Origin of the sequence: Mesorhizobium sp. M1169 (genome assembly GCF_040318345.1) — a bacterium.
GTDB lineage: Bacteria > Pseudomonadota > Alphaproteobacteria > Rhizobiales > Rhizobiaceae > Mesorhizobium.
Window position 1 is genome coordinate 1 of the sequence record NZ_JAMYME010000020.1, and the last position, 19433, is coordinate 19433.

The 19433-nt window shown below is 59.3% G+C and carries 17 protein-coding genes, 1 tRNA gene and 3 pseudogenes; 4 read left to right on the plus strand and 17 right to left on the minus strand.

All coding sequences use genetic code 11. The annotated features are described in order from the left end of the window. Nucleotides 1–427 (minus strand): annotated as a pseudogene (locus tag NKH41_RS19540) (OmpA family protein); the annotation flags it as partial. Nucleotides 428–662: 235 nt separating this feature from the next. On the opposite strand from NKH41_RS19540, the gene NKH41_RS19545 reads away from it, so the two are divergent. Both NKH41_RS19545 and NKH41_RS19550 read left to right on the plus strand, forming a co-directional pair. Further along, entirely contained in the window at nucleotides 663–1109 is a 447-nt protein-coding gene (locus NKH41_RS19545) for a YcgN family cysteine cluster protein (RefSeq protein ID WP_023678278.1), read from the plus strand. Nucleotides 1110–1334: 225 nt separating this feature from the next. Next, nucleotides 1335–1694 carry a hypothetical protein gene (locus NKH41_RS19550; protein ID WP_352472399.1) on the plus strand — a complete coding sequence of 120 codons (360 nt, stop codon included), beginning with the start codon at nucleotides 1335–1337 and terminating at the stop codon, nucleotides 1692–1694. 132 nt (nucleotides 1695–1826) lie between these two features. Here the strand turns inward: NKH41_RS19550 and NKH41_RS19555 are convergent, their stop codons facing one another. Beyond that, entirely contained in the window at nucleotides 1827–2537 is a 711-nt protein-coding gene (locus tag NKH41_RS19555; RefSeq protein WP_352472400.1) for an SIMPL domain-containing protein, read from the minus strand. Between the two features lie 184 nt (nucleotides 2538–2721). On the opposite strand from NKH41_RS19555, the gene NKH41_RS19560 reads away from it, so the two are divergent. Further along, a tRNA-Ile gene (locus tag NKH41_RS19560) sits at nucleotides 2722–2797 on the plus strand. 21 nt (nucleotides 2798–2818) lie between these two features. Here the strand turns inward: NKH41_RS19560 and NKH41_RS19565 are convergent. The 13 genes and pseudogenes from NKH41_RS19565 to NKH41_RS19625 form a co-directional block, all read right to left on the minus strand. Then, on the minus strand, nucleotides 2819–4036 hold the full coding sequence (locus NKH41_RS19565) for a tyrosine-type recombinase/integrase (protein WP_245278594.1): 1218 nt from the start codon (nucleotides 4034–4036) through the stop codon (nucleotides 2819–2821). 670 nt (nucleotides 4037–4706) lie between these two features. Continuing rightward, nucleotides 4707–6020, minus strand: coding sequence for an HlyD family type I secretion periplasmic adaptor subunit (locus NKH41_RS19570; protein ID WP_023719317.1), 1314 nt, complete (start codon nucleotides 6018–6020; stop codon nucleotides 4707–4709). Continuing rightward, nucleotides 5998–7770: a type I secretion system permease/ATPase gene (locus NKH41_RS19575; RefSeq protein WP_352822034.1), complete on the minus strand. Its 1773-nt coding sequence runs from the start codon at nucleotides 7768–7770 to the stop codon at nucleotides 5998–6000. Before NKH41_RS19575 ends, NKH41_RS19570 begins: the two co-directional genes overlap by 23 nt. Before the next feature lie 386 nt (nucleotides 7771–8156). Further along, a complete protein-coding gene (locus NKH41_RS19580; RefSeq protein ID WP_352483785.1) occupies nucleotides 8157–8948 on the minus strand; it encodes a calcium-binding protein in 792 nt (263 codons plus the stop codon). A gap of 891 nt (nucleotides 8949–9839) precedes the next feature. After that, a pseudogene (locus NKH41_RS19585) lies at nucleotides 9840–10102 on the minus strand (hypothetical protein); the annotation flags it as partial. Nucleotides 10103–10110: 8 nt separating this feature from the next. Beyond that, complete coding sequence (locus NKH41_RS19590; protein WP_352450737.1) at nucleotides 10111–11073, minus strand: LysR family transcriptional regulator; 963 nt, start codon at nucleotides 11071–11073, stop codon at nucleotides 10111–10113. 67 nt (nucleotides 11074–11140) lie between these two features. Beyond that, nucleotides 11141–11929: an ABC transporter permease gene (locus tag NKH41_RS19595; protein WP_352450738.1), complete on the minus strand. Its 789-nt coding sequence runs from the start codon at nucleotides 11927–11929 to the stop codon at nucleotides 11141–11143. 3 nt (nucleotides 11930–11932) lie between these two features. After that, the gene (gene nodI / locus NKH41_RS19600; protein ID WP_023719311.1) at nucleotides 11933–12844 is read right to left on the minus strand and encodes a nodulation factor ABC transporter ATP-binding protein NodI; all 912 of its coding nucleotides are present in this window, start codon (nucleotides 12842–12844) and stop codon (nucleotides 11933–11935) included. A 43-nt stretch (nucleotides 12845–12887) separates the two neighbouring features. After that, nucleotides 12888–13133, minus strand: a pseudogene (locus NKH41_RS19605) (carbamoyltransferase N-terminal domain-containing protein); the annotation flags it as partial. Nucleotides 13134–13168: 35 nt separating this feature from the next. Continuing rightward, nucleotides 13169–13765 (minus strand): nodulation methyltransferase NodS, encoded by a 597-nt coding sequence (gene nodS / locus NKH41_RS19610; protein ID WP_352466712.1) that lies wholly within the window; start codon nucleotides 13763–13765, stop codon nucleotides 13169–13171. A gap of 80 nt (nucleotides 13766–13845) precedes the next feature. Beyond that, nucleotides 13846–15171, minus strand: a complete 1326-nt coding sequence (nodC, locus tag NKH41_RS19615) for a chitooligosaccharide synthase NodC (RefSeq protein WP_352933378.1) — start codon at nucleotides 15169–15171, stop codon at nucleotides 13846–13848. A 14-nt stretch (nucleotides 15172–15185) separates the two neighbouring features. Continuing rightward, complete coding sequence (nodB, locus tag NKH41_RS19620; RefSeq protein WP_352457035.1) at nucleotides 15186–15845, minus strand: chitooligosaccharide deacetylase NodB; 660 nt, start codon at nucleotides 15843–15845, stop codon at nucleotides 15186–15188. Next, nucleotides 15842–16435 carry a NodA family N-acyltransferase gene (locus NKH41_RS19625; RefSeq protein WP_352483781.1) on the minus strand — a complete coding sequence of 198 codons (594 nt, stop codon included), beginning with the start codon at nucleotides 16433–16435 and terminating at the stop codon, nucleotides 15842–15844. The genes nodB and NKH41_RS19625 overlap by 4 nt, the downstream gene beginning before the upstream one ends. 266 nt (nucleotides 16436–16701) lie before the next feature. On the opposite strand from NKH41_RS19625, the gene NKH41_RS19630 reads away from it, so the two are divergent. After that, nucleotides 16702–17631, plus strand: a complete 930-nt coding sequence (locus NKH41_RS19630) for a LysR family transcriptional regulator (protein ID WP_352591353.1) — start codon at nucleotides 16702–16704, stop codon at nucleotides 17629–17631. Between the two features lie 305 nt (nucleotides 17632–17936). Here the strand turns inward: NKH41_RS19630 and NKH41_RS19635 are convergent, their stop codons facing one another. Together NKH41_RS19635 and NKH41_RS19640 are read right to left on the minus strand one after the other, a co-directional pair. Next, nucleotides 17937–18122 (minus strand): hypothetical protein, encoded by a 186-nt coding sequence (locus NKH41_RS19635; protein WP_352753581.1) that lies wholly within the window; start codon nucleotides 18120–18122, stop codon nucleotides 17937–17939. A 61-nt stretch (nucleotides 18123–18183) separates the two neighbouring features. Further along, on the minus strand, nucleotides 18184–19215 hold the full coding sequence (locus NKH41_RS19640; RefSeq protein WP_023678260.1) for a LacI family DNA-binding transcriptional regulator: 1032 nt from the start codon (nucleotides 19213–19215) through the stop codon (nucleotides 18184–18186). Nucleotides 19216–19433 lie beyond the last annotated feature (218 nt).

The following is a 19433-nucleotide window of genomic DNA, read 5'->3' on the forward strand; positions in this document are numbered from 1 at the left end:
GAGCGATCTGCTCGGCCGGAGCGGATTCTGTTTGCTGCTGCTGATTGCGCCGCTTCTTGCGGGGTTGCTCGGACTCGGCTGGAGCGATCTGCTCGGCCGGAGCGGATTCTGTTTGCTGCTGCTGATTGCGCCGCTTCTTGCGGGGTTGCTCGGACTCGGCTGGAGCCGCCTGCTCGGCCGGAGCGGATTCCGTTTGCTGCTGCTGGTCGCGCTTCTTCTTTCTGGGCTGCTCTGCCTGCTGGCTTTGCGCGCAGGCCTCCGCCGACTCGCCCTCGGCGCAACTCGATTGCACTGGGATGAGCGGCGCTGCGGTACGTTGCACGGGGCCGAATGCGGCGTCGCCTTGCAGCGGGAACGCGCCTAGCGGCGCGGACGCCATCAACAGGCCAAGCGCCGTGCCTGCCAGAATCCGTGGTTGGCGTTTCATCATAAACACTCCTTGTGGCGTCCCATCCATGCCCAAACTTTCAGCAACCATGTTTGGTTCCTGTTTGTAGGTTCTAGCTGTGGCACAGGGCGATTGACCGGCGTTTTGAAGGCGACTTCATGTCATTCGTATGGTCCTGGCGTATGTTCCGGCGTATGGTCCCGGCGTATCGTTCGGACGAGGGTGCACGGTTGCCGTGCTTGACCTTGAAGCGTCCGGGGGCCACATGCCGACGATGGAAAAGCCGTTCTGGAAGACCAAGACGCTCGAGGCGATGACCCCGGCCGAGTGGGAATCACTCTGCGACGGTTGTGGCAAGTGCTGCCTGTCCAAACTCGAAGACGAGGACACCGGAGAGATCTACTGGACCAGCGTCGGCTGCCGGCTGTTCGACGCTGGAAGCTGCCGCTGCTCCGACTATGCCAACCGGCTGGCGCGTGTTCCGGATTGCGTCGGGCTGACGCCGCAGAACGTGCGCACCATCAGCTGGCTGCCCAAGACCTGCGCTTACCGGCTGGTGGCCGAGGGCCGCGATCTCTATTGGTGGCACAGGCTGGTGTCGGGAAGCGACGAGACCGTGCACGAGGCCGGCATCTCGATGCGCGGCCGGGTCAGCGCCAGCGAGACCGACCTTGCCGAGCCGGACGACTATTTCGACCATATGCTCGCGGACGAGCCTTAGGATTTCCTGCGGTAACGAAGACCGGGAACCATGGCAAAAGGGTACGTTCCCCATCTGCCCTGCATAGAACGGTTCCAGAAACGGACAGACTAACGGCTGGCCCATTCTTGCCGCATGAACGGGGGATGAATGGCCGGTTCGCAAAAAATTCAGACAGGCGGGTGCATTCTCCTCGCATAGGTTTGACGAAAACGGGTGGAAACCCTCAAACAAGGAGAGAAGACAATGTTCAATACCATCAAGACGATTGCTCTTTCGGCACTTGTCGGCCTTGGCACGCTTGCTGCCATCCCCGCTCATGCTGACAGCATCTATCTCGGCTTCGGCAACAACCAGGATCCGCGCGTCGGCGTCTATACCGGCGACGAAGATGATGGTTACTATCGCGAACACCGCCGTCATGGCGGCTGGCGCCGGTCCTGTTCGCCGGAGCGTGCCATTGACAAGGCCGAACGCATGGGCCTGCACCGCGCCCGCATCATCGACATCAACCGCCGCACGGTCAAGGTCGCCGGCCGCCAGTATGGCGACCGCGTCGTAATCGTATTCGCCAACGAGCGCGGCTGTCCGATCATCTATCGCTAAGGTCTTCGGGCTTGCGGCCGGCTGACTTGCAGCCGGTAGAGTAGCGGAGCCCTTTCCGCCAGGACGGAAAGCGCGGCTCAAAAAACCCCGGAGGATCGATCCTCCGGGGTTTTTTCATGCTGCAAGCGATGATCATTTCAATTCGAAAGTCACCGTCACCTGTGCGGTATAGGAATTCTCGCCGGCTTGCACCGGGACCGACGCGCCGGCGGCATCGAATGCCTTGGCGTTGATCGGCATCGGCGGTGGTGCGAAATTCTGGTCGGTGATTTCCAGGACCCGGCCGATGCCGACGCCGGCCGCTTCGGCCAGCGTCTTGGCCTTGGCCATGGCATTGGCGACGGCCTTCTTGCGCGCCTCGGTGACGGCTGCCGCCGGATCGTCGTTGGAGAAGGAGATGCCGCCGCCCTGGTTGACGCCGAGCGACACCGCCTTGTCGAGAATGTCGCCGGTCTTGTCGATGTCGCGGACGCGCACCGAAAGCGTGTTGGTCACCTGATAGGCGACAAGCTCGGCCTCCTGGCTGCCGTCGGGCTTGTTGGTGTAGTTATAGCGCGGATTGATCTGGATGCCCGCTGTCTGCAGGTCGCGCTCCTTGATGCCGGACGATTTCATGGCAGCGATCACCGCGGCCATGGCGTCGTTATTGGCATCGAGCGCTGCACGTGCCGTCTTGGCTTCGCGCATGACGCTGAGCGTCAGCAGAGCCAGATCGGGTGCTATCGCCGCCTCGCCTTCACCGGTGACGACGATACGCGGCGGCGGTGGCGAATCGGCGGCGGCCGCGATCGCCGGAAATGCGATTGCGGCGGCAATCGCCAGGGGCAAAATACGTCTGGTCATGAAATCTCCTCGATCTGGGATCCCAAGACAGCCGAGTGTTGGCCGGCGTCCAATGGGCGACGTGCAATAGGTTATCAATATGGGCTGATTTGGGCGATCCCTGCCAGCCCCCTTGGAACGCCTGCTCGGAAAGCCCTCGGAAAGCCTTGTGCGGTTCAGGGAAAAACACTAATCCAGCGCCGTGGGGCCTGTAGCTCAATGGTTAGAGCCGGCGGCTCATAACCGCTTGGTTGGGGGTTCGAGTCCCTCCGGGCCCACCATTGGCTTTTGTGGCCGTTGATTTAATTGGATTTTTTGGCCATTTTTGTCCCACCTCTTTCAACCCCCTCAGAAAGTGGGACAATTTTGTTCTCTTTTCGATCGATAACCAGCAGGTATTTCGCCGCTCTCGCTACCTTCCGGCGACGCGCTTTCTTGATGTAGTGGTCGGGCTGCTGGTACGTAGTCCACCCATATATCGCCTTCAGCTGCTCGTGCGTCGCGCCGTTCTCAGCGGCGATCGTCGCGCCGGCCTTCCGAATTCCATGAGCACTGCAGTGCGGCAGCTCAGCTTGATCACACCACTGGCGCATCTTGTTGCCCAGACCGTTCTCCGAGAACGGGCGACCATACTCATTGACCAGGAAGGTCATCTGGTCGGAAGGCGTGTGCTCAAGTTCCGCCTCTAGTTCGGGCAGAAGCGGGAGCTCCACCAACACCGCATCCTTGTTACGACTGGTCTTCCCAGGCTTAATTCTGATCCACTTCTCCCACTGCTCGGTCTCCTCGTTGTAGACGAGCGTGATGTGCTGTCGACCGAAGATCGCGACGTCGGACAACCGCAGGCCAGTAAACATGAAGATCGAGAGCGCACGTCTGGCTGCGGTACCCAGCGGATGCCGCTTCTCATATTGAACGATCTCCGACACGTCCCATGGGTGCCAGCCGTCGCCGCTCTTTAGCCGTCTGATGCCGCGGGCGGGATTGGAGTCGACGCCCGGAATCTCTGTGTCCTTTGCCCACTCAAACATCGCGCTGATGGCTTTTACGATATTGTTTGCCGCGCCCAGGGCGTCGAGCCTGGTGTCCCTGATCTCCTTAACATGAGACCGTTTCATACCGGCGAATGGCAGAGATCCCTTGGTGGGATACTGAGGATCCGGGTCACCTTCGAGGGGATGAGGTAATTCGCATACGCGCTCCAGAATTGCTCGTCGGCGCGCCATAGTGTCTTGGGTGATTTCCGTGCCGCCCCGACGGTAATACTCCTGGCAAAGCCACACTAACGTGCCTTTCTTCGCTGGCTCGGAAGGCTTGGGGAGGCGCCGGCAAATCTCGGGAAGAGTGCCGGGCCGAACATAAGAGACCTCGGCGCGTGCGCAGCGCAGTTCCTCGAGGAACTCGTCGCTGCCGGTCGGTTCACGGAGCCGGACCTTCTTCCGACCCGGTGCGCGAAAATAGTACCGATCATTGCCGTGGCGATCAGTGTCCTTCACTACGCCCTTAAGATCGATTTTCACGGGCTCATCCGTCATGTTCGTGGTTTTCGATCCCAAGGATTGTCTAGTGGCGGCGAATCTTCGTCAAGCTTTGGTGCTCCTCCGATTTGGCGGTGAGGGAGCTTTCGAAAAGCCAATACAAGTTCCTCGACGTCCCAAACAATGCGCCCCTTGCTCGGCATTCGTGGCTGCGGCATCCGGCCGTCCTGGACCATTTCATCAAAGGTCGTTGAGCTTACGCCGATGAACGTCGCAGCCTGCTCGCGATTGATTCCTACCGGCGGGAGCGAGGGCGGCAAGACGCTCGGGGTGCGTAGCATCGGTTTAGCGCGTTGAAAGCGCGTTTTTGACGCCTGCCTGTCTTCCTATGTACCTGTCCGAATATTGCAGACGCTCAATCATGTCCTGGCCCTGTGCTTGCAGGCTCACCCTAGGTCTCCAGACCTAGGATCGCTCAAGACACCGGACTCTTTTCCAGCCTTTGTGTACGATGATGGGTATCTTAATGCGCTCGAGGCCAAGAACTGAATGGTCGGCGACTTGGAAGGGCAAAATGACCGCGGAACCACGAATCTGAGTCAGAGGCGGAATCCAACTGAGGAAAGCATGGCTGTGTTTTCAGACGGTTATGACTCTCATGCATGCGTAACAACCAACAAAAATACAAACAAAATATTTCTGTGGATTACTTTCATTCCTCATGGAATGCGCGACTGATTTGGTCCGACAGCGGCTTCACAAAATAAGAAAGCGCCGTACGCTCGCCCGTCTGGATCATCGCTTCGGCCGGCATGCCGGGCACGAGCGTCAGGTCCTTGAGCTTCGTCAGTTCCGCATGCGGAACCGACAGACGCACCAGGTAATACGAAACGCCGTTTTTTTCGTCCGTCGCCAGATCGGCTGCGATCCGGCTGACATATCCGTTCAATACCGGCGTGGTCCTCAGATTGAAGGCTGACATCCGCAGCACGGCCTTGTGACCAAGCTGGATTTGGTCGATGTCCTTCGGGGTGATTCGTGCTTCAAGCGCAAGATCGTCGCCTTCCGGCACGATTAGCATAATCGGATCGGCGGGCGTGATCACTCCTCCGACCGTATGAACTGCGAGTTGTTGAATGGCGCCTGACTGCGGCGCGACAATATCGATCCGTCGCAGTTCCTGTTCAGCCGCCATCTTGCGCTCAACATACTCCCCAACCTGCGCCTGAACCTCTCTGAGCTCCTGGCCGACTTCCGTCTTGAAATCCGGATCGATCTGCAGGATCTGGAGGCGCGTTTCGGCTATGCGGGCTGCCGTCTGTGCCTGATGTGCAATCTTCTCACCGCGTTCGCCGCCGAAAGTGGCAACCTGCGTCTTCAGGCTGTTCAAGCGTTGGTCCGAGACAATGCCTTGGTCGCGCAGCCCACTCAGGGCAGCAATTTCCTTTTGGAGAATCTCGGTGCTTTTCTCAGAAGCGATTTCCTGCGCCTTGAGCCCCTCGATCTCGTGCTCATATTGAGTGATGCGTTCCGCTAGCTGCGCCTGCCTTCCGTCGCGGGATTGTCTGCGGAATTCGAACAGCCGCGTCTCGCCATGTACTGCCGAAGCTACGTCCGGAACATCTCTGCGGGCGAGCAGCCAGTCCGGGAAGGCGATCTCCGCCAGATCGTCACGCTCAGCTTCGAGTCGTGCCAGGTTGGCGGCCAGCTCATCGAGCCGCTTGGTGACTACAGCGAGAGTGGCGCGCGTCTGGGTGGCGTCGAGCCGCATGAGGATGTCGCCGGCTTTTACTTTATCACCTTCGCTCACCAGGATTTCTCCCACCACCCCGCCGGTCGGGTGCTGCACCTTCTTCACATAGGAATCGACGACAAAGTGTCCGGACGCGACAACCGCACCGGAGAGATTCGTGAAGGCCGCCCAGGCTCCGGCTCCTCCAACAAAGATCACGCTCGCCAGAAGGCCCGCCACCAGGTGCCGGCGAATGGAGCTGGAAACGTCATTATTCTGATGAATGCCGGCCACCGGGATCCTCCATGTCAGCGCGCTCTCCCACGTTATCCTGTGTAGACTCGATGGCCTTGACGCCAGCGCCTGGTGCCATCGCTGCCCTCTTCAAGACTTTGGAAAGCGCTTCATCACGCGCACCGAATGCTCGCTGCCGTCCACCTTCCATGACCAACACAAAATCCACGGCGCGGATGGCGCTCGGCCGATGGGCGACGACAACCGCAATGCCCTTGCGCCCGCGCACGGAGGCGATCGCCTTGACGACCGCAGCCTCACCTTCCGCATCGAGATTGGCATTGGGTTCATCCAGCACAACAAGGAAAGGGTCTCGATAAAGAGCACGGGCAAGACCGATACGCTGGCGCTGCCCGGCGGAAAGTGCCGATCCGGCCTCACCAATCGGAGTTTCGTAGCCGTGCTCAAATCGGAGGATCAGTTCGTGCGTGCCCGCTGCTTTCGCCGCGGTGACAATAGCCTCAGGGTCAGGATTATCTTCAAAACGAGCGATGTTTTCGGCAATGGTGCCGTCGAACAGTTCAACACCTTGCGGCAAATACCCGATATGACGGCCTAGCGCTTCCGGGTCCCATTGATCGAGGCTTGCGCTGTCGATGCGAACCTTTCCGGCGACCGGCGTCCATGCGCCGACGATGGCGCGCGAGAGTGTCGACTTGCCCGAACCCGATGCACCGATGATCCCGAGTGCGCTTCCCGCCTGAACGGCAAACGCAAGGCCGGTCACGGTCGGCTTCCTTTCGCCGGGCGGAACGATTGTCACGCCTTCGACGCGGAGTTCGCGTTCAGGTGCAGGCATTGGCATAACAGGAGCGGTTTCAGGAACCTTTCCCAGGAGGTCCTCCAGCCGCGCCCAACCCTGGCGCGCCATGAGGAAGGGTTTCCAGCTTGAAATGGCCAGATCGACCGGAGCCAGCGCACGCCCCATCATGATCGAACTGGCAATCATGACCCCGGCCGTAGCCTCCTGCCTGATGACAAGGTACGCGCCGACGGCAAGAATGGCCGATTGCAGCAGCACGCGCAACGACTTTGCAATGCCACCCAGCCCACCTGCCACGTCCCCAGCTTTCCGGTTGGCGGCCAGATACTCGGCATTGGCCTTGTGCCATCGGGCAGCGATCCGCTTTGCGAGACCGAGAGCTTGCACGACCTCGGCATTGCGGCGCGCTGCTTCCAGTAGACCATTGCGTACCATGTTGTGGTCAATGGTATCGCGTATCGGCCGTTGCGAGAGAGTGTTGGTAAGAAGTGTCAGAGATGTGAGACCGATCGCCCCGATAAGTGCCGTCATGCCGATCCAGAAATGAAGGAGGAAGCAAATGGCAAGATAAAGCAGCATCCATGGCAGATCGAAGAACGCTGTCGGACCGTTTCCACCTAAGAATCCGCGAATATTGTCGAGGTCGCGAAGCGGCTGCAAGCCGTCGCCCGGCATGCGCGTTAAAAGCGGAAGGCGAACGATCGCATCGTGAACGCGTCCGGAAAACTGTTCATCGAAACGCTCGCCAATCCGCAGCAGCACGCGGGCGCGCAAAACGTCGAGCAGGCATTGGAACGCATAAAGCCCTGCAGCAAGCACGACGAGCCCCACTAGCGTCGATACGCTGCCACTTGCCAGAACGCGGTCGTAGACCTGAAGCATGAACAGCGGCGAGATCAGCGCAAGCACGTTGACCACGCCGCTGATCAACAGAATTCCCCAAATAGCGGAAGTCAGAGGGAAAGGTCTCAAAGCTGAATCCTTCAAGGAATGGTTACTCACGTAGGTCTCCGTGAGGATCTGGCGACCCAGCTCCCTATATTGCTCCCCGAGCGGCAACCGACTCGCTGATTCAGGATCAGTGCTCCCGCCGAATATGTTTGGCTTGGCATCTAATGGAGCGGGTCAACAACAACACCGTCCGGCTGAAGGTTTGGAAGGGCAACGTCATCGTGGCCGGCCGCAAGGGCCCGAACAGGCTTCCGCCTCCACGCGTTCAGGGAGATTTCGGTGTACGACCAGCGCGACGTGCAGGGCTTCGTCAAGCTGTACACGCTGCGACTGCTCCCGGGCGCCCCGGCCCATCGCAAGTAGCGGAAACGGAAGCGCCCGCCCCCGGGGGGCGGGGCGCTGTTCCGTATGGGTTTTCTGGATCAAACGAAGGTGAAGTCCGACGCGGTCAGGCCTAGGTCGGCCACGGTGACCACACCGCCCAGGTGGACGAATTCATGCGCGTTGTTGTCGGCGGTGACATAGGCCAGAGTTGCGACTCTGTCGGTGTAGCTGCTTTGGTAGACAATGATGTCGCCGGCGTGCTCGCCGGAGATCGCACTCGCGGCTTCAGAAGCAGAGTTGAAAGATTCGCCAGTGATTACCACGACGTGTTCGCCGTTCGCACCTGAGGCCGCACCACTGTAGAAGCTGCTCACCGGGTAGCCGGACTGTATGCTGGCGTTGTTGACGAAGTTCGCGCCAAAACCGTCATTGTAGAGGCCCACCGCATCGAAGGCGAACTTGTCCTCCGCCGGGTTGAAATCGGTGATAGTGGTAATGTCCGACTTCGACCCGACAACCCCAGGCACCGGATTGTGGAACTGGAACACGAACGTGTCACTGTCGGTGCCCCCGGTCAACGTGTCCTGGCCGTCACCCACGTAGAGGACATCCTGGCCGGGACCGCCGCTGAGCCTGTCATTGTCCTCACCGGAGACGCGCGGGTTGAAGCGGCCGTTGTCGCCGGAGAGATCGTCCCAGCCATCTCCGCCGAAGATGCGGTCGTTACCCTTGCCGCCGATGAGTCGGTCACTGTCCGGGCCACCCGAGATCTCGTCGTTGCCGCCACGACCGTCAATCCAGTCACCGCCCTGGAAACCCTCCATCCAATCGTCAAGCTCGGTGCCGATGAGTGTTTCGGCACCCGGGCCACCCTCGATAATCTTTGCCATCGAAAATACTCCTAATGATGCACCCTGCCTGACGCGTTCATATTGCTCATCGGATAATTAGAGAAATCGATTGCTTGGATAGACACACATTTACGAAATGGATGCATTCACGTTCACTTCGCCCTTCTGCTGAGCAGTTGCGGGCTCGCTGGCGGCGGGGACGCTGGTCGCCCAAGCAATCGATGAAGATTCGGCACTCAAACCGGGACTAGGACGAACTTCGTAACGGGGCCGTCCTGGTTGGGCCCCAAACTTCTCTCTGTTTGCTCGACGCCGGCATACCCGCACCGTGAGCGCTGGACGAGGACAAGTTCCGCTGGCGGAGAACGGCGTGATCGGCTTGCCGCGCCGAAACTGATGGCGCTCGTCGAAGGCATGGACTGGACACGCGTTCGAGCCGAACGGCGACGGCGTCCGGCCGGAAGGCGGTGGCGAAGTGACTCAGGCGCAAAAGGCGGGCTTCAGGCCGTGCACAATAAGCTTCTGTCGGCGTCATGATGAGAAGCGCTTCGGCCCGTCCCCACGAAATCGATACGCTCAAGGCGATGTTCGTCGCCATGGCGGCGGAGAAGGCCGAACTGCAACAACTCCGGAGCGAAACACTCAAGGCCGAGATCGTCCGGATGGCGACACTCAACGAGCGTGCCCAGGTGAGGATCGCCGACCTTCATGGGATCGTCAAGCAGCTGGAGCGCGCCGCTTCGGTCGCAGCTCCGAGAAGCTCGAACGTGCCTAGCAGGCCTTCGCCTTCGAAATCCAGACCGGGCTCGGCGCGATTGAGTCCGAGCTCGAGGCCGCAAGACCGACACGCGAGCCGCGACGTGCTGCGCGACCGCGCAAGGCGTTCCCGGCGCATCTGGAGCGGGTCGAGATCGTCATCCAGCCCGAGCCATGGGGGAAGAAGCGCTCCCGCAGCCAATCGTCCAGTCCGTCAAACGCGGTCGGCCGCACAGGCTTGCGAAACGGAACAGTCCCGCCCTCGCTTAGATACCGAGGCACCGTGTTGCGAGCGCACCCGAATTCGTTCGCCCGTCGGTTCCCCAGCCAAGCTCATGCAGCGGCAGCATCGCTGCCACCTCTTCAGGCTGAAGGATCTGCTCTCCCTGCATCGTTCTCGACAATGCAGGAATCGCCCAATCCCAATCGCCATCCATGCCTCCTCTCATAACGGAGGGGTCGTCGGCCGACAACTGAGACGTCCGGTGCTCTTAGGCGGGGTAATCATACGAGATGCCTCCTGCAACATCATTTCCCGCATCCATAGGCTTGCCGGATCATTATTGTGAAGCGCAGGCCATTGGACGGCCTCCGTGAATGCGGCAGGAAGTGGCGGCGGAAGTTCGACAATCCGCAGGGGTGTTAATTTTGCGAAATGCTGCGCCAGCCGTAAGGGCATTGTCCCAATGCGGTTGGTGCCTGATAGAAGGGGCGGGATCATGCTAAAGCCCTGTACGACGACCTCGATACGTCTCTCGAAACCGTTCTCGAGCAAATACCATTCCTCGATGGAGGGCTGCCGGGTGTCCCCGAATTTAAGCACAACCTGCCCCATCGACAAGTATCGGTCGAATGTAAGTGGCTCTGACAGCTGCTTGTTCGTGCCGCAGCCTACGCATACGAGCATATCTTCGAACAGGGCTGCGCGAGGATGTTTCGACATGAACACTTCGGGCATAATCAGAAAATCAACGTCGCCGCGCCGGAGAAGCTCCTCGGGGTCGTCGGAAATAAGCAGACATTCGAAGCGGACGGCGGGAGCTTCCCGCGCAGCACGCTTTACGATCTTCTTAAAAAATACGAGCGTGAGGTAATCGGAAAGGATGATGCGGAAGCGACGATCCGATCGGGCCGGGTTAAAGGCGTCCCAGGAAATAATCGACAGCTGGATGTGCAGCAATGCCTCCCGGACTGCTGTGGCGAGCCCCTCCGCGCGCGGTGTCAAAATGAGTTCGCGGCCGTTCATCGTAAATAGCTCATCGCTGAAATAGGCGCGTAACCGACCGACGGCGGCGCTCATGGCCGGCTGACTCAGGTTAATACTGCGGGCCGCGGCGGTGACTTTACGCTCCCTGATCAAAGCGTCCAGCACAACCAGGAGATTTAGATCGAGTCCCTTAAAACGCATGTATTGACCTATCCGACGCGTGGATGGGTATCGCCCAAAGAATCAATTTTACGAATGGTGAGTAGCGTCAACGCATCAGCCGACGACGAAATAGAGCAACCGATAGGAAGAACGGCAAAACCGTGTATATGCAAAGCGCGCCGATATGCAGGCCCATGCTGCCGGCCGGACGGCCAAGCATCGCCGGACGAATGAGGTCAATTGCATGTGCGAGCGGCAACAAGGAGGCGACGTCCTGAAAAGCGCCGGGCAATTGGTTGACCGGAAACATCGCGCCGCAAAGGAACAGCATGGGTGTTATAACAAGCGTATTATAAAATATGAAATATTCATAACTGGGCGCAAGCGCCGTGACGACCATCGCTAGACTCGCGAAGGCGAGGCCACTGAGAGCGATGACTGGCAGCAAGCAGAGGATGGATGGCCACGATGTGTAGCCGAGCGTGGTGGCAACAATAGTGATTGCTGTGCCCGCCATCAGGGCCTTGGTGGCTGCCCACGCCAATTCGCCGAGTAAGATATCGCCGAGCGTCAGCTGAGTGCATAGCATTCCTTCCCAGGTGCGCTGGTTGTCCATGCGGCCGAAACTCCCGTAAACCGTTTCAGCAGTCGCCGATGCCATCGCGCTTGTGGCAACCATGCCAGCCGCGAGAAACGCAATGTACGAAGTGCCCTCAACAGGACCTATCATTGTTCCGATGCCAAAGCCGAGACCGAACAGATAGATCATCGGATCGGCGAGGTTGCCGAGAACCGATGCAAGCCCGATTTTCTTCCATCCAAGATAGTTGCGGCGCCAAACCGCGACCCAATTCCACGCATTGGCGGGCATGGCCGCCGCATAACGTTCGCCCATTGTTCAGTCCTCCATCTCGCGCCCGGTTAGCCGCAAGAACACATCCTCGAGATTGGGGGGACGCTGCAGAAGGCGCAGACCCGCGCGCCCGCGTAGCTGCACCAGCACCTGCTCCGGATCGGGTGCATAGCAAAAAAGCGTCTCACCGCTCACCTCGATGCGCTGTGCGTACGGCCGGATCAGCGCACCCAGTTCATGCGGATTGCCGCCGTAGACCTCGACCACGTCACAGCCGATCTGCTCGTCAATGAGTGCGGACGGGCGGCCTTCGGCGATCTTGCGCCCCTCCTCCATAACGCACAGCCGATCGCACAGCCGCTCGGCCTCTTCCATGAAATGGGTAGTCAAAAGAATAGTCTTGCCCCGCGCCAGCAGCGATCGCAGCCGTTCCCAGATCAGGTGGCGGGCCTGCGGATCGAGGCCGGTGGTCGGCTCGTCCATCACCAGCAAGTGCGGGTCATTGATCAGCGCACGCGCGAGCGTCAGGCGCCGCTTCATGCCGCCGGACAGTTCGGCGACGCGCGCATCCGCTTTGTTCTCGAGGCGGGCGAACTCAAGCAGCGACGGTATGACCGCTTCGATCTGGCGTCTGCTCATCCGGAAGTAGCGCCCGAACACCAACAGGTTCTCGCGTACAGTAAACGCGGTATCAAGATTGTCGAACTGCGGGACCACGCCGATGCGCATACGTGCCAAACGCGCGCGCGCCGGCACTGGAGCGCCGAGCACAGTAATCTTCCCCGCATCAGGCGATGTCATGCCGAGGACCATACGCGCAATCGTGCTTTTGCCCGCACCGTTCGGTCCCAAGAGCCCGAAGCATTCCCCCGCCGCAACGCGGAACGACAGTCTGTCGACAACGAGCTTGTCATAAGTTTTGCTTACGTCAGTAAGATCGATCGCTACCATGGACATGGGTTCATTTTACCGAGAGGGACGCCAAGACTGGCGGTTGCTTGGTTGCCTGCCGGACCTGAAACTGTGACTCGTCTTCGCCATCCCAGCCGTCGATAACGAACTGATCGACATCACAAGGATTTAGCCCCTGTTCCGCCAAAGCGGCGACAATTACGTCGAGATTGTCGATGGTTTGATAACGCGGATTGTTGTGCCGCTTTTCCTGCTCAACGCAGAAGACGAGCCGTCCATCCTCGACAAGGGCGATCGCCCCATCATGGGTCAGCTTGGTACCACAGATGCGCATAGTGTCTCCACGTTAACGGCGATAGATTCGATTCATCAGGAAGCGGAAAGCGGGTTCCGGAAACGGACGAGCAAGCAGTCTTCGTTGACCGACTCGCCCCGACACTCAAGACGCTCTACCTCGATCAACGTTTCGTTCAGCATGGCGATGACCGGCTCAGCACCAGCGGCGTGACCCCAGCGACGGCAATTAGCATCCCTTGCCGATCCGAAGATCAGATGCCCGCCTGGCGCAAGCACCCGCACCAGGTTTTTGACGGCCGCGCGCATCTCGGCTATGTCTTCGAGGTAGTATAGGACCTCCGCCACAACGATCAGGTCAAACAACTCGTCGGTCGAAAACTGTTGAACATCGGAGACTATCCAGTTGATGCGCGACGGCTCCTTTATCCGTTGACGTGCTCGAGCAATCGCTTGCGCCACGACATCGATGACGGTGAGCCCTTGGCAGTAGGGGGCTAGTTTTTCCGTGAATGCGCCGGCAGCGCACCCGACTTCGAGGGCATTTGTAATGGAGCCTTGGGCAAGCGCCAGCTGGAGCATTTCCGTGTGGCGCTCCCGCTCGAACGGATTGCCGTCGAGGCGCCACGGATCGTCTGCGGCCAATTCCCGATCGAGCAACTGATGATTCATGTTCTGGGTCAAACTCGTCCACCTCTCGTCTACCTAGGTAATTAGCGATCACTCGTCGCCGCAGATGTTGCTCGACAGCGCTAATCCCGAAGAATCCGCGCAAGATTGAGCCTGCGAAGCGGAGCCGCATGCGGTGAGAATTCTGCCCTGCTTGATCCAGTGATCGGAGTTTGGGTGGGGGCCTGTTTTCCCCCAGTGTTCGATGTAGCGACAGCAGAGCTTCGCGACAGCCAATCGCTATTGCTCAATGTACACAGCGCGTAGGCCTTCAAGGGAAGTAAGAGAAAGATGTTGATGAACGTGTGCAGGGAAAAGCCCAGAAATCGAAACTGTCGAGCACGAAATGCTACCACGCTGCATCGGACCATGGTCATGGACACAATCATCAGTCCTGTCCACCAAGGCACAGTGCCTGTCAGTGCGAAATGTGCGAGGCCCGTTAGTACCGATAGGGCGAGGAGTAGCGGCCCGAGATTCTGTCCGACCACGTCCAACGTGAGATAGCTATTGAGGCCGGGCAGCAAGCGCAGCCCAAGCAGCGTGTCCCGGAATGTGCTTCGTGCCCAACGGAGTTGTTGGCGCAGATACGGTCCGAGTCTGTTCGGAACGACTGTGGCCGCGATGGCGCCCGGAACGTACTCGGTTCGAAAGCCTGCTTTCAGCATGAGGATAGTGAGATGGCGATCCTCCCCGAAGTCGCTTGGCTTGCCCCGAAAAAATTGCGACTCGTACTGGTCCAGTAACAAAAGGAGCGCAGACCGGCGGTACATGGCACATGGGCCGCAACAGCACATAACGGCACCGAAGCGAGCCTGTGCCGCGCGCTCCTCGTTGCAAGCCAGCCAGTACTCCATGTCTATCAGCCTTGTCAGCCAGCTCTCGCTCCGGTTACTGGCAATCAACTGACCCATGACTGCGCCGACCGCTGGATCTCGCATCTTCGGTACAAGCTTGGTGATGACGTCGGACGCGAGTATCGTGTCTGAATCAACGTTAAGCACCAAATCCCCGGATGAGCGGCGTATCGCGGCGATCTGCGCCTTGCGCTTTCCAACATTCTCGGGAAGCAAAATGATGTCGAACCTAGGGTCGCGCGCGTAGGTTTCGTGGACAGTTCGTACGGCTTCGCGATTTCCAGAACCGTCATCAACCACATAGACCCGAAGTCTTCCGGCGTATTCTTGGTCTGCAATGGACGCCAGGCACTCTGAAAGCGTGCGCGGATCCTCGTTGAAGCAGGGGACGATGACATCCACGCTGGGCAGTTGATCGGAGCCGACGAGATCCTCCAACGCCGATGAGTCGTTTGTCGGCAGAGCATAAATCCCCTGCATGCTCTTATAAGCAGTCGAGAGCAGTGCATAAAGCGAAATGGCCACAGTGCTGGTTGTACCAAGAAGAGTCATGGGATCTCGTTTGTTCAGTGATGTTGAGGAAGTGAGCGGATTACAAATCCGCGCTCATGAAGTGCTGGAATCAGCCGGGACAGCGCCGTGACCGTCTGGTCGCGCAGACCGGCGTGAGCGCCCTGGCTCAACTCGCCGGGAGGGCATCCGTCGTGCAAGAGTACGATTGCGCCCGGCCGGACAGAGGCGAGCACGGTATCGATAATCGCGTCGACCCCAGGGCGAGACCAATCTCGAGGGTCGACGGACCAATGGAGGGCCGTCAGCCCGGCGATCTGTGACGCTGTGAAGACTTCTTCGCTCCAGGCCCCGTAGGGCGCGCGAATATAGCGCACCGAGGCCTGAGGGCACGCCCTCATGATGGCGCCGTTCGCTTCAAAGATCTCACGTTGCACTTCGCCGAAGCCGCATTTGTACAGATCCGGATGAGTCATCGTGTGGTTGCCTAGCTCGTGCCCTTCTGCAAACATTCGTTGGATTAGATCCGGGTGCTCTAAGGCGTAGGCGCCGATGACGAAGAAAGTGGCCGGCACCCGCTGCTCTGCCAGCACATCCAGAATCTCCGGTGTGAAAAGTGGATTGGGACCGTCGTCAAACGTCAGATAAACGCTGCGACGGCCGGTGCCGTCAGAGCACTCACGGCGCACTTCGTACAAGCAATCGGGACGGCTCATAGCTCTGGTCCGTTCCGATCGATCATCGTGCCCGTGGGCCATTCGCTGATCGGCCGTCCAACTGGCAGAACAATGGTGAGTGCGTCATCAATGCGTGTGGGCGGCAGGTCGAGGCGCGCCTCTGGTCGGGTGGAGCGCACGCGAATTCCCGACAAGACGGCCAAAGGGCTGTATCGCCGCCCGAACCTCTCAACATGATTCCGCAGCGCGTGCCGGACGGTTCCGAAAGCGAATGGAACGCCAAGCTCCTGCAGTATTGGAAGCACGACATGGATTGAATGGGCGATTCCGAGACTCTCAAGATCCGGACGTACCCCGTACAGGCCCAGCTCAGCCACCAACAGATCGACCGCGTCAACCTTGATGAAACGGCGCAGTATGCCCATGTGAGCCGCTACACCGTTCGAATCATACGCGATTGCGCGGAGTTCAGGCCTGGCGCCGGCCCAGCTTCGACTACCTTCGAACGGTTCTGCGTTGGACGCCCCAGTCGGCCCGTAGGTATTACGAAAGAACTGGGCGAGCTCGACGTGGTCCGAGAGCTGCAACTCGTTTTCCCAGCACAATTTCCACTGCACCTGAGGGCGCATTCAGGACCTCTCTTCAAAATAGTTTCTTGCGGGCCGCATTACCCGGCCAAAGCGGCGGCGTTGTTGGCTGCACTCAACCGTTGTCGTTAGCGAAGGTGAGCCAGCCGGTGGGGCTCGCCAATGAGCTCTCTCGATGTTCCCGCCCGTCGCGGCGCCGTCGATTTGAGCTTGACGTCGGTCATTTACGTTCCTCTAATGCATGGTTCGTAAATTCGTAAAATTGATTGTTTAGATGATGCCCATCCACACGCTGGATAGATCAGGATATGCGGTTTAAGGGGCTGGATCTGAATCTCCTCGTTGTGCTGGACGCTCTGATCAGGGAGCGTAAAGTCACTGCCGCGGCCAACAGTATTAACCTGAGCCAGCCGGCCATGAGCGCCGCCGTCGCTCGGTTACGCGCCTACTTCAGCAATGAGCTATTTACGATGAACGGCCGCGAGCTCATTTTGACACCGCGCGCGGAGGGGCTTGCCCCAGCAGTCCGGGACGCATTGCTGCACATACAGCTATCGATTATTTCCTCCGACGCCTTTAACCCAGCCCAATCGGATCGTCTCTTCCGAATCATGCTTTCCGATTACCTCACGCTCGTGCTTTTTAAGAGGATCGTAGAGCGTACTGCGCGGGAAGCTCCCGCCGTCCGCTTCGAATGTCTGCCTATTTGCGACGACCCCGAGGAGCTTCTCCGGCGCGGCGACGTTGATTTTCTGATTATGCCGGAAGTGTTCATGTCGAAACATCCTCGCGCAGCCCTGTTCGAAGATATGCTCGTATGCGTAGGCTGCGGCACGAACAAGCAGCTGTCAGAGCCACTTACATTCGAGCGATACTTGTCGATGGGGCATGTCGTGCTCAAATTCAGGCACACCCGGCAGCCCACCATGGAGGAGTGGTATTTGCTCGAGCACGGTTTCGAGAGACGTATCGAGGTCGTCGTACAGGGCTTTAGCCTGATCGCGCCCGTCCTATCAGGCACCAACCGCATCGGGACCATGCCCTTACGGCTGGCGCAGCATTTCGCAAAAACAACACCCCTGCGGATCGTCGAACTTCCGCCGCCACTTCCTCATCCCGCATTCACGGAGGCCGTCCAATGGCCCGCGCTTCACAATACTGATCCGGCAAGCCTGTGGATGCGGGAAATGATGTTGCAGGAGGCATCTCGCCTGGCGCCTTTGCTTGAAAGCTATTGAGCGTCTCGGGCTTCCTGGAGGCGGTCGCGATCGCGTAGGAGCGGTTGCCATTCGGGCGTCAGGCCTTTGGCTCGGCAGAGCGGCGCAGTTCCTTGCTGAGTACGAGGGCCAGGAACGAGCAGAACACATGCCCGGGTTGGTGCTGAGTTGACTGCCGCCTCCGATTTCGCGTGCGAAGTCCCAGAAGATGTCTAGCCCCACTCAAATGCCAACTTTGCCGGCCTTGCCGCGGCTTTTCACGCGCGGCCAGGCGAGGAGATGCCGGTCGACGAGGTCTCCCAATGGACTGTGCCGGCCTCGCTCGGCTACTGGCGTGAGGCATCCTTGACGACACCGCCCTGGACCGACAACGTCGAGATGTTGGCAATGAAGCCGGTCGCGACCTCGCGCTTCCGCCTGAACGCGTGGCCGATCCGTTCACCAATTGGCGCTTCATCCTGGGCCGCGGCTGAGGCCTGTGGGGTGCGGCTACCCCGCGTGGATAGGATCATCAATCAACTTTCTCTCATTTATGAAAGGAAACTTCCCCGCTTACGATAGAAGCCATCAGTTTCATATATTTTCCGGCAGATGAATATCGAACGGCAGAAATGTCTGTCCTGGTGTTTCAGCAGTGCCGGTCTCGATAGCCCGCGTCATCAGCGTTATCAGCTCCTGGGAAAGCCGGCGCATTGGCGTGGCGACCGCCATCGTGATGATGTTATCAGCGAGTGCCGCCCGAGATTCCGGCGTGATTTCATTCACGATCGCGACGAGATCGCGACTTTTACCCTCTTCCCGGACCGCGGAGATGGCGCCCTCCATGCCGCCCCCGGCGACATAGAAGCCGACGAGCTCGGGTTCCCGCTGCATGAGATCAAGCGTTGCCTCGTAGGTGACCTGCCGTTTCTCCAGGTTCACAAGCGGATCGAGCACCTCGAACGTCGGCGCGTTCTCACGGCAATAGGAGCGAAAGCCGACGTCACGGAGCTCGTGCCCCTGGAAACGATGGCTACCGACAAACACCGCCACCTTGCCGGGCCGTTTTGCGACCTTGGACACCATCCAAGCGGCCGTGCGCCCCACCTTGCGGTTGTTGAGGCCGATATAGCCCTGTCGCACGCCGGCGGCGAAGTCGGAAAGCAGCGAGAAAACCGGAATGCCTTTGGCCTTGAGGTCCTCAACCGCTGCTGTAATTTTTGGGTGGTCCGGTGCCACCATCGCGATCGCATGGCAGCGTGCGCCCAAATCCTTGAGCGGTGCGATTAGGTCGCTCGGCATATGTGACGGGGCGAATTGGATGAGCGGAATGCCGTGGAAGGACTGGGCCAAATTGACCGACGCTTCGACCTCGCGCGCAAAGTCTTGGTAAAAATGCTGGGCCGGTTTTCTCAAGATGAAGCCCAGACGGTAGCACGGTAGGTCTCGCCGCAAGCGCTGCTTGATGAGCCCGGCAGCATGATAGCCGATCGCGTGGGCGGCGTCGTGGACCCGCCGCGCGGTCTCCTCGCGCACCGGATGGCGGGCGTTCAGAACCCGATCGACCGTTGCTACGCTGACTCGGGCTTCGCGGGCGAGATCGGCAATTGTGGGGCGCTTGGTCATGGGTCCTATTCTGATTGGTTTTTGACGCAGGCTGGCTCTCTGTCACCTAGCGCGATTCGACAATGGTTTCGGGTGGGCAAAGTGAAGACGCCCGCATACTGAATGATCGACAGCGTATTGGACTACTCCAGACGTAGACCGGCCGGGTATAACGGAAGGTTCATTCGCTTAGGGCGGCGACGATTTGCACTCACACATTTAGCGCTTCTGATACATGG

What these genes read in the sequence shown, in the direction of transcription:
- NKH41_RS19545 (WP_023678278.1), top strand. Translation starts at nt 663, where the DNA reads ATGGAAAAGCCGTTCTGGAAGACCAAGACGCTCGAGGCGATGACCCCG.
- NKH41_RS19550 (WP_352472399.1), top strand. Translation starts at nt 1,335, where the DNA reads ATGTTCAATACCATCAAGACGATTGCTCTTTCGGCACTTGTCGGCCTT.
- NKH41_RS19555 (WP_352472400.1), bottom strand. Translation starts at nt 2,537, where the DNA reads ATGACCAGACGTATTTTGCCCCTGGCGATTGCCGCCGCAATCGCATTT.
- NKH41_RS19580 (WP_352483785.1), bottom strand. Translation starts at nt 8,948, where the DNA reads ATGGCAAAGATTATCGAGGGTGGCCCGGGTGCCGAAACACTCATCGGC.
- NKH41_RS19590 (WP_352450737.1), bottom strand. Translation starts at nt 11,073, where the DNA reads ATGCGTTTTAAGGGACTCGATCTAAATCTCCTGGTTGTGCTGGACGCT.
- NKH41_RS19595 (WP_352450738.1), bottom strand. Translation starts at nt 11,929, where the DNA reads ATGGGCGAACGTTATGCGGCGGCCATGCCCGCCAATGCGTGGAATTGG.
- nodI (WP_023719311.1), bottom strand. Translation starts at nt 12,844, where the DNA reads ATGTCCATGGTAGCGATCGATCTTACTGACGTAAGCAAAACTTATGAC.
- nodS (WP_352466712.1), bottom strand. Translation starts at nt 13,765, where the DNA reads ATGAATCATCAGTTGCTCGATCGGGAATTGGCCGCAGACGATCCGTGG.
- nodC (WP_352933378.1), bottom strand. Translation starts at nt 15,171, where the DNA reads ATGACTCTTCTTGGTACAACCAGCACTGTGGCCATTTCGCTTTATGCA.
- nodB (WP_352457035.1), bottom strand. Translation starts at nt 15,845, where the DNA reads ATGAGCCGTCCCGATTGCTTGTACGAAGTGCGCCGTGAGTGCTCTGAC.
- NKH41_RS19625 (WP_352483781.1), bottom strand. Translation starts at nt 16,435, where the DNA reads ATGCGCCCTCAGGTGCAGTGGAAATTGTGCTGGGAAAACGAGTTGCAG.
- NKH41_RS19630 (WP_352591353.1), top strand. Translation starts at nt 16,702, where the DNA reads ATGCGGTTTAAGGGGCTGGATCTGAATCTCCTCGTTGTGCTGGACGCT.
- NKH41_RS19635 (WP_352753581.1), bottom strand. Translation starts at nt 18,122, where the DNA reads ATGATCCTATCCACGCGGGGTAGCCGCACCCCACAGGCCTCAGCCGCG.
- NKH41_RS19640 (WP_023678260.1), bottom strand. Translation starts at nt 19,215, where the DNA reads ATGACCAAGCGCCCCACAATTGCCGATCTCGCCCGCGAAGCCCGAGTC.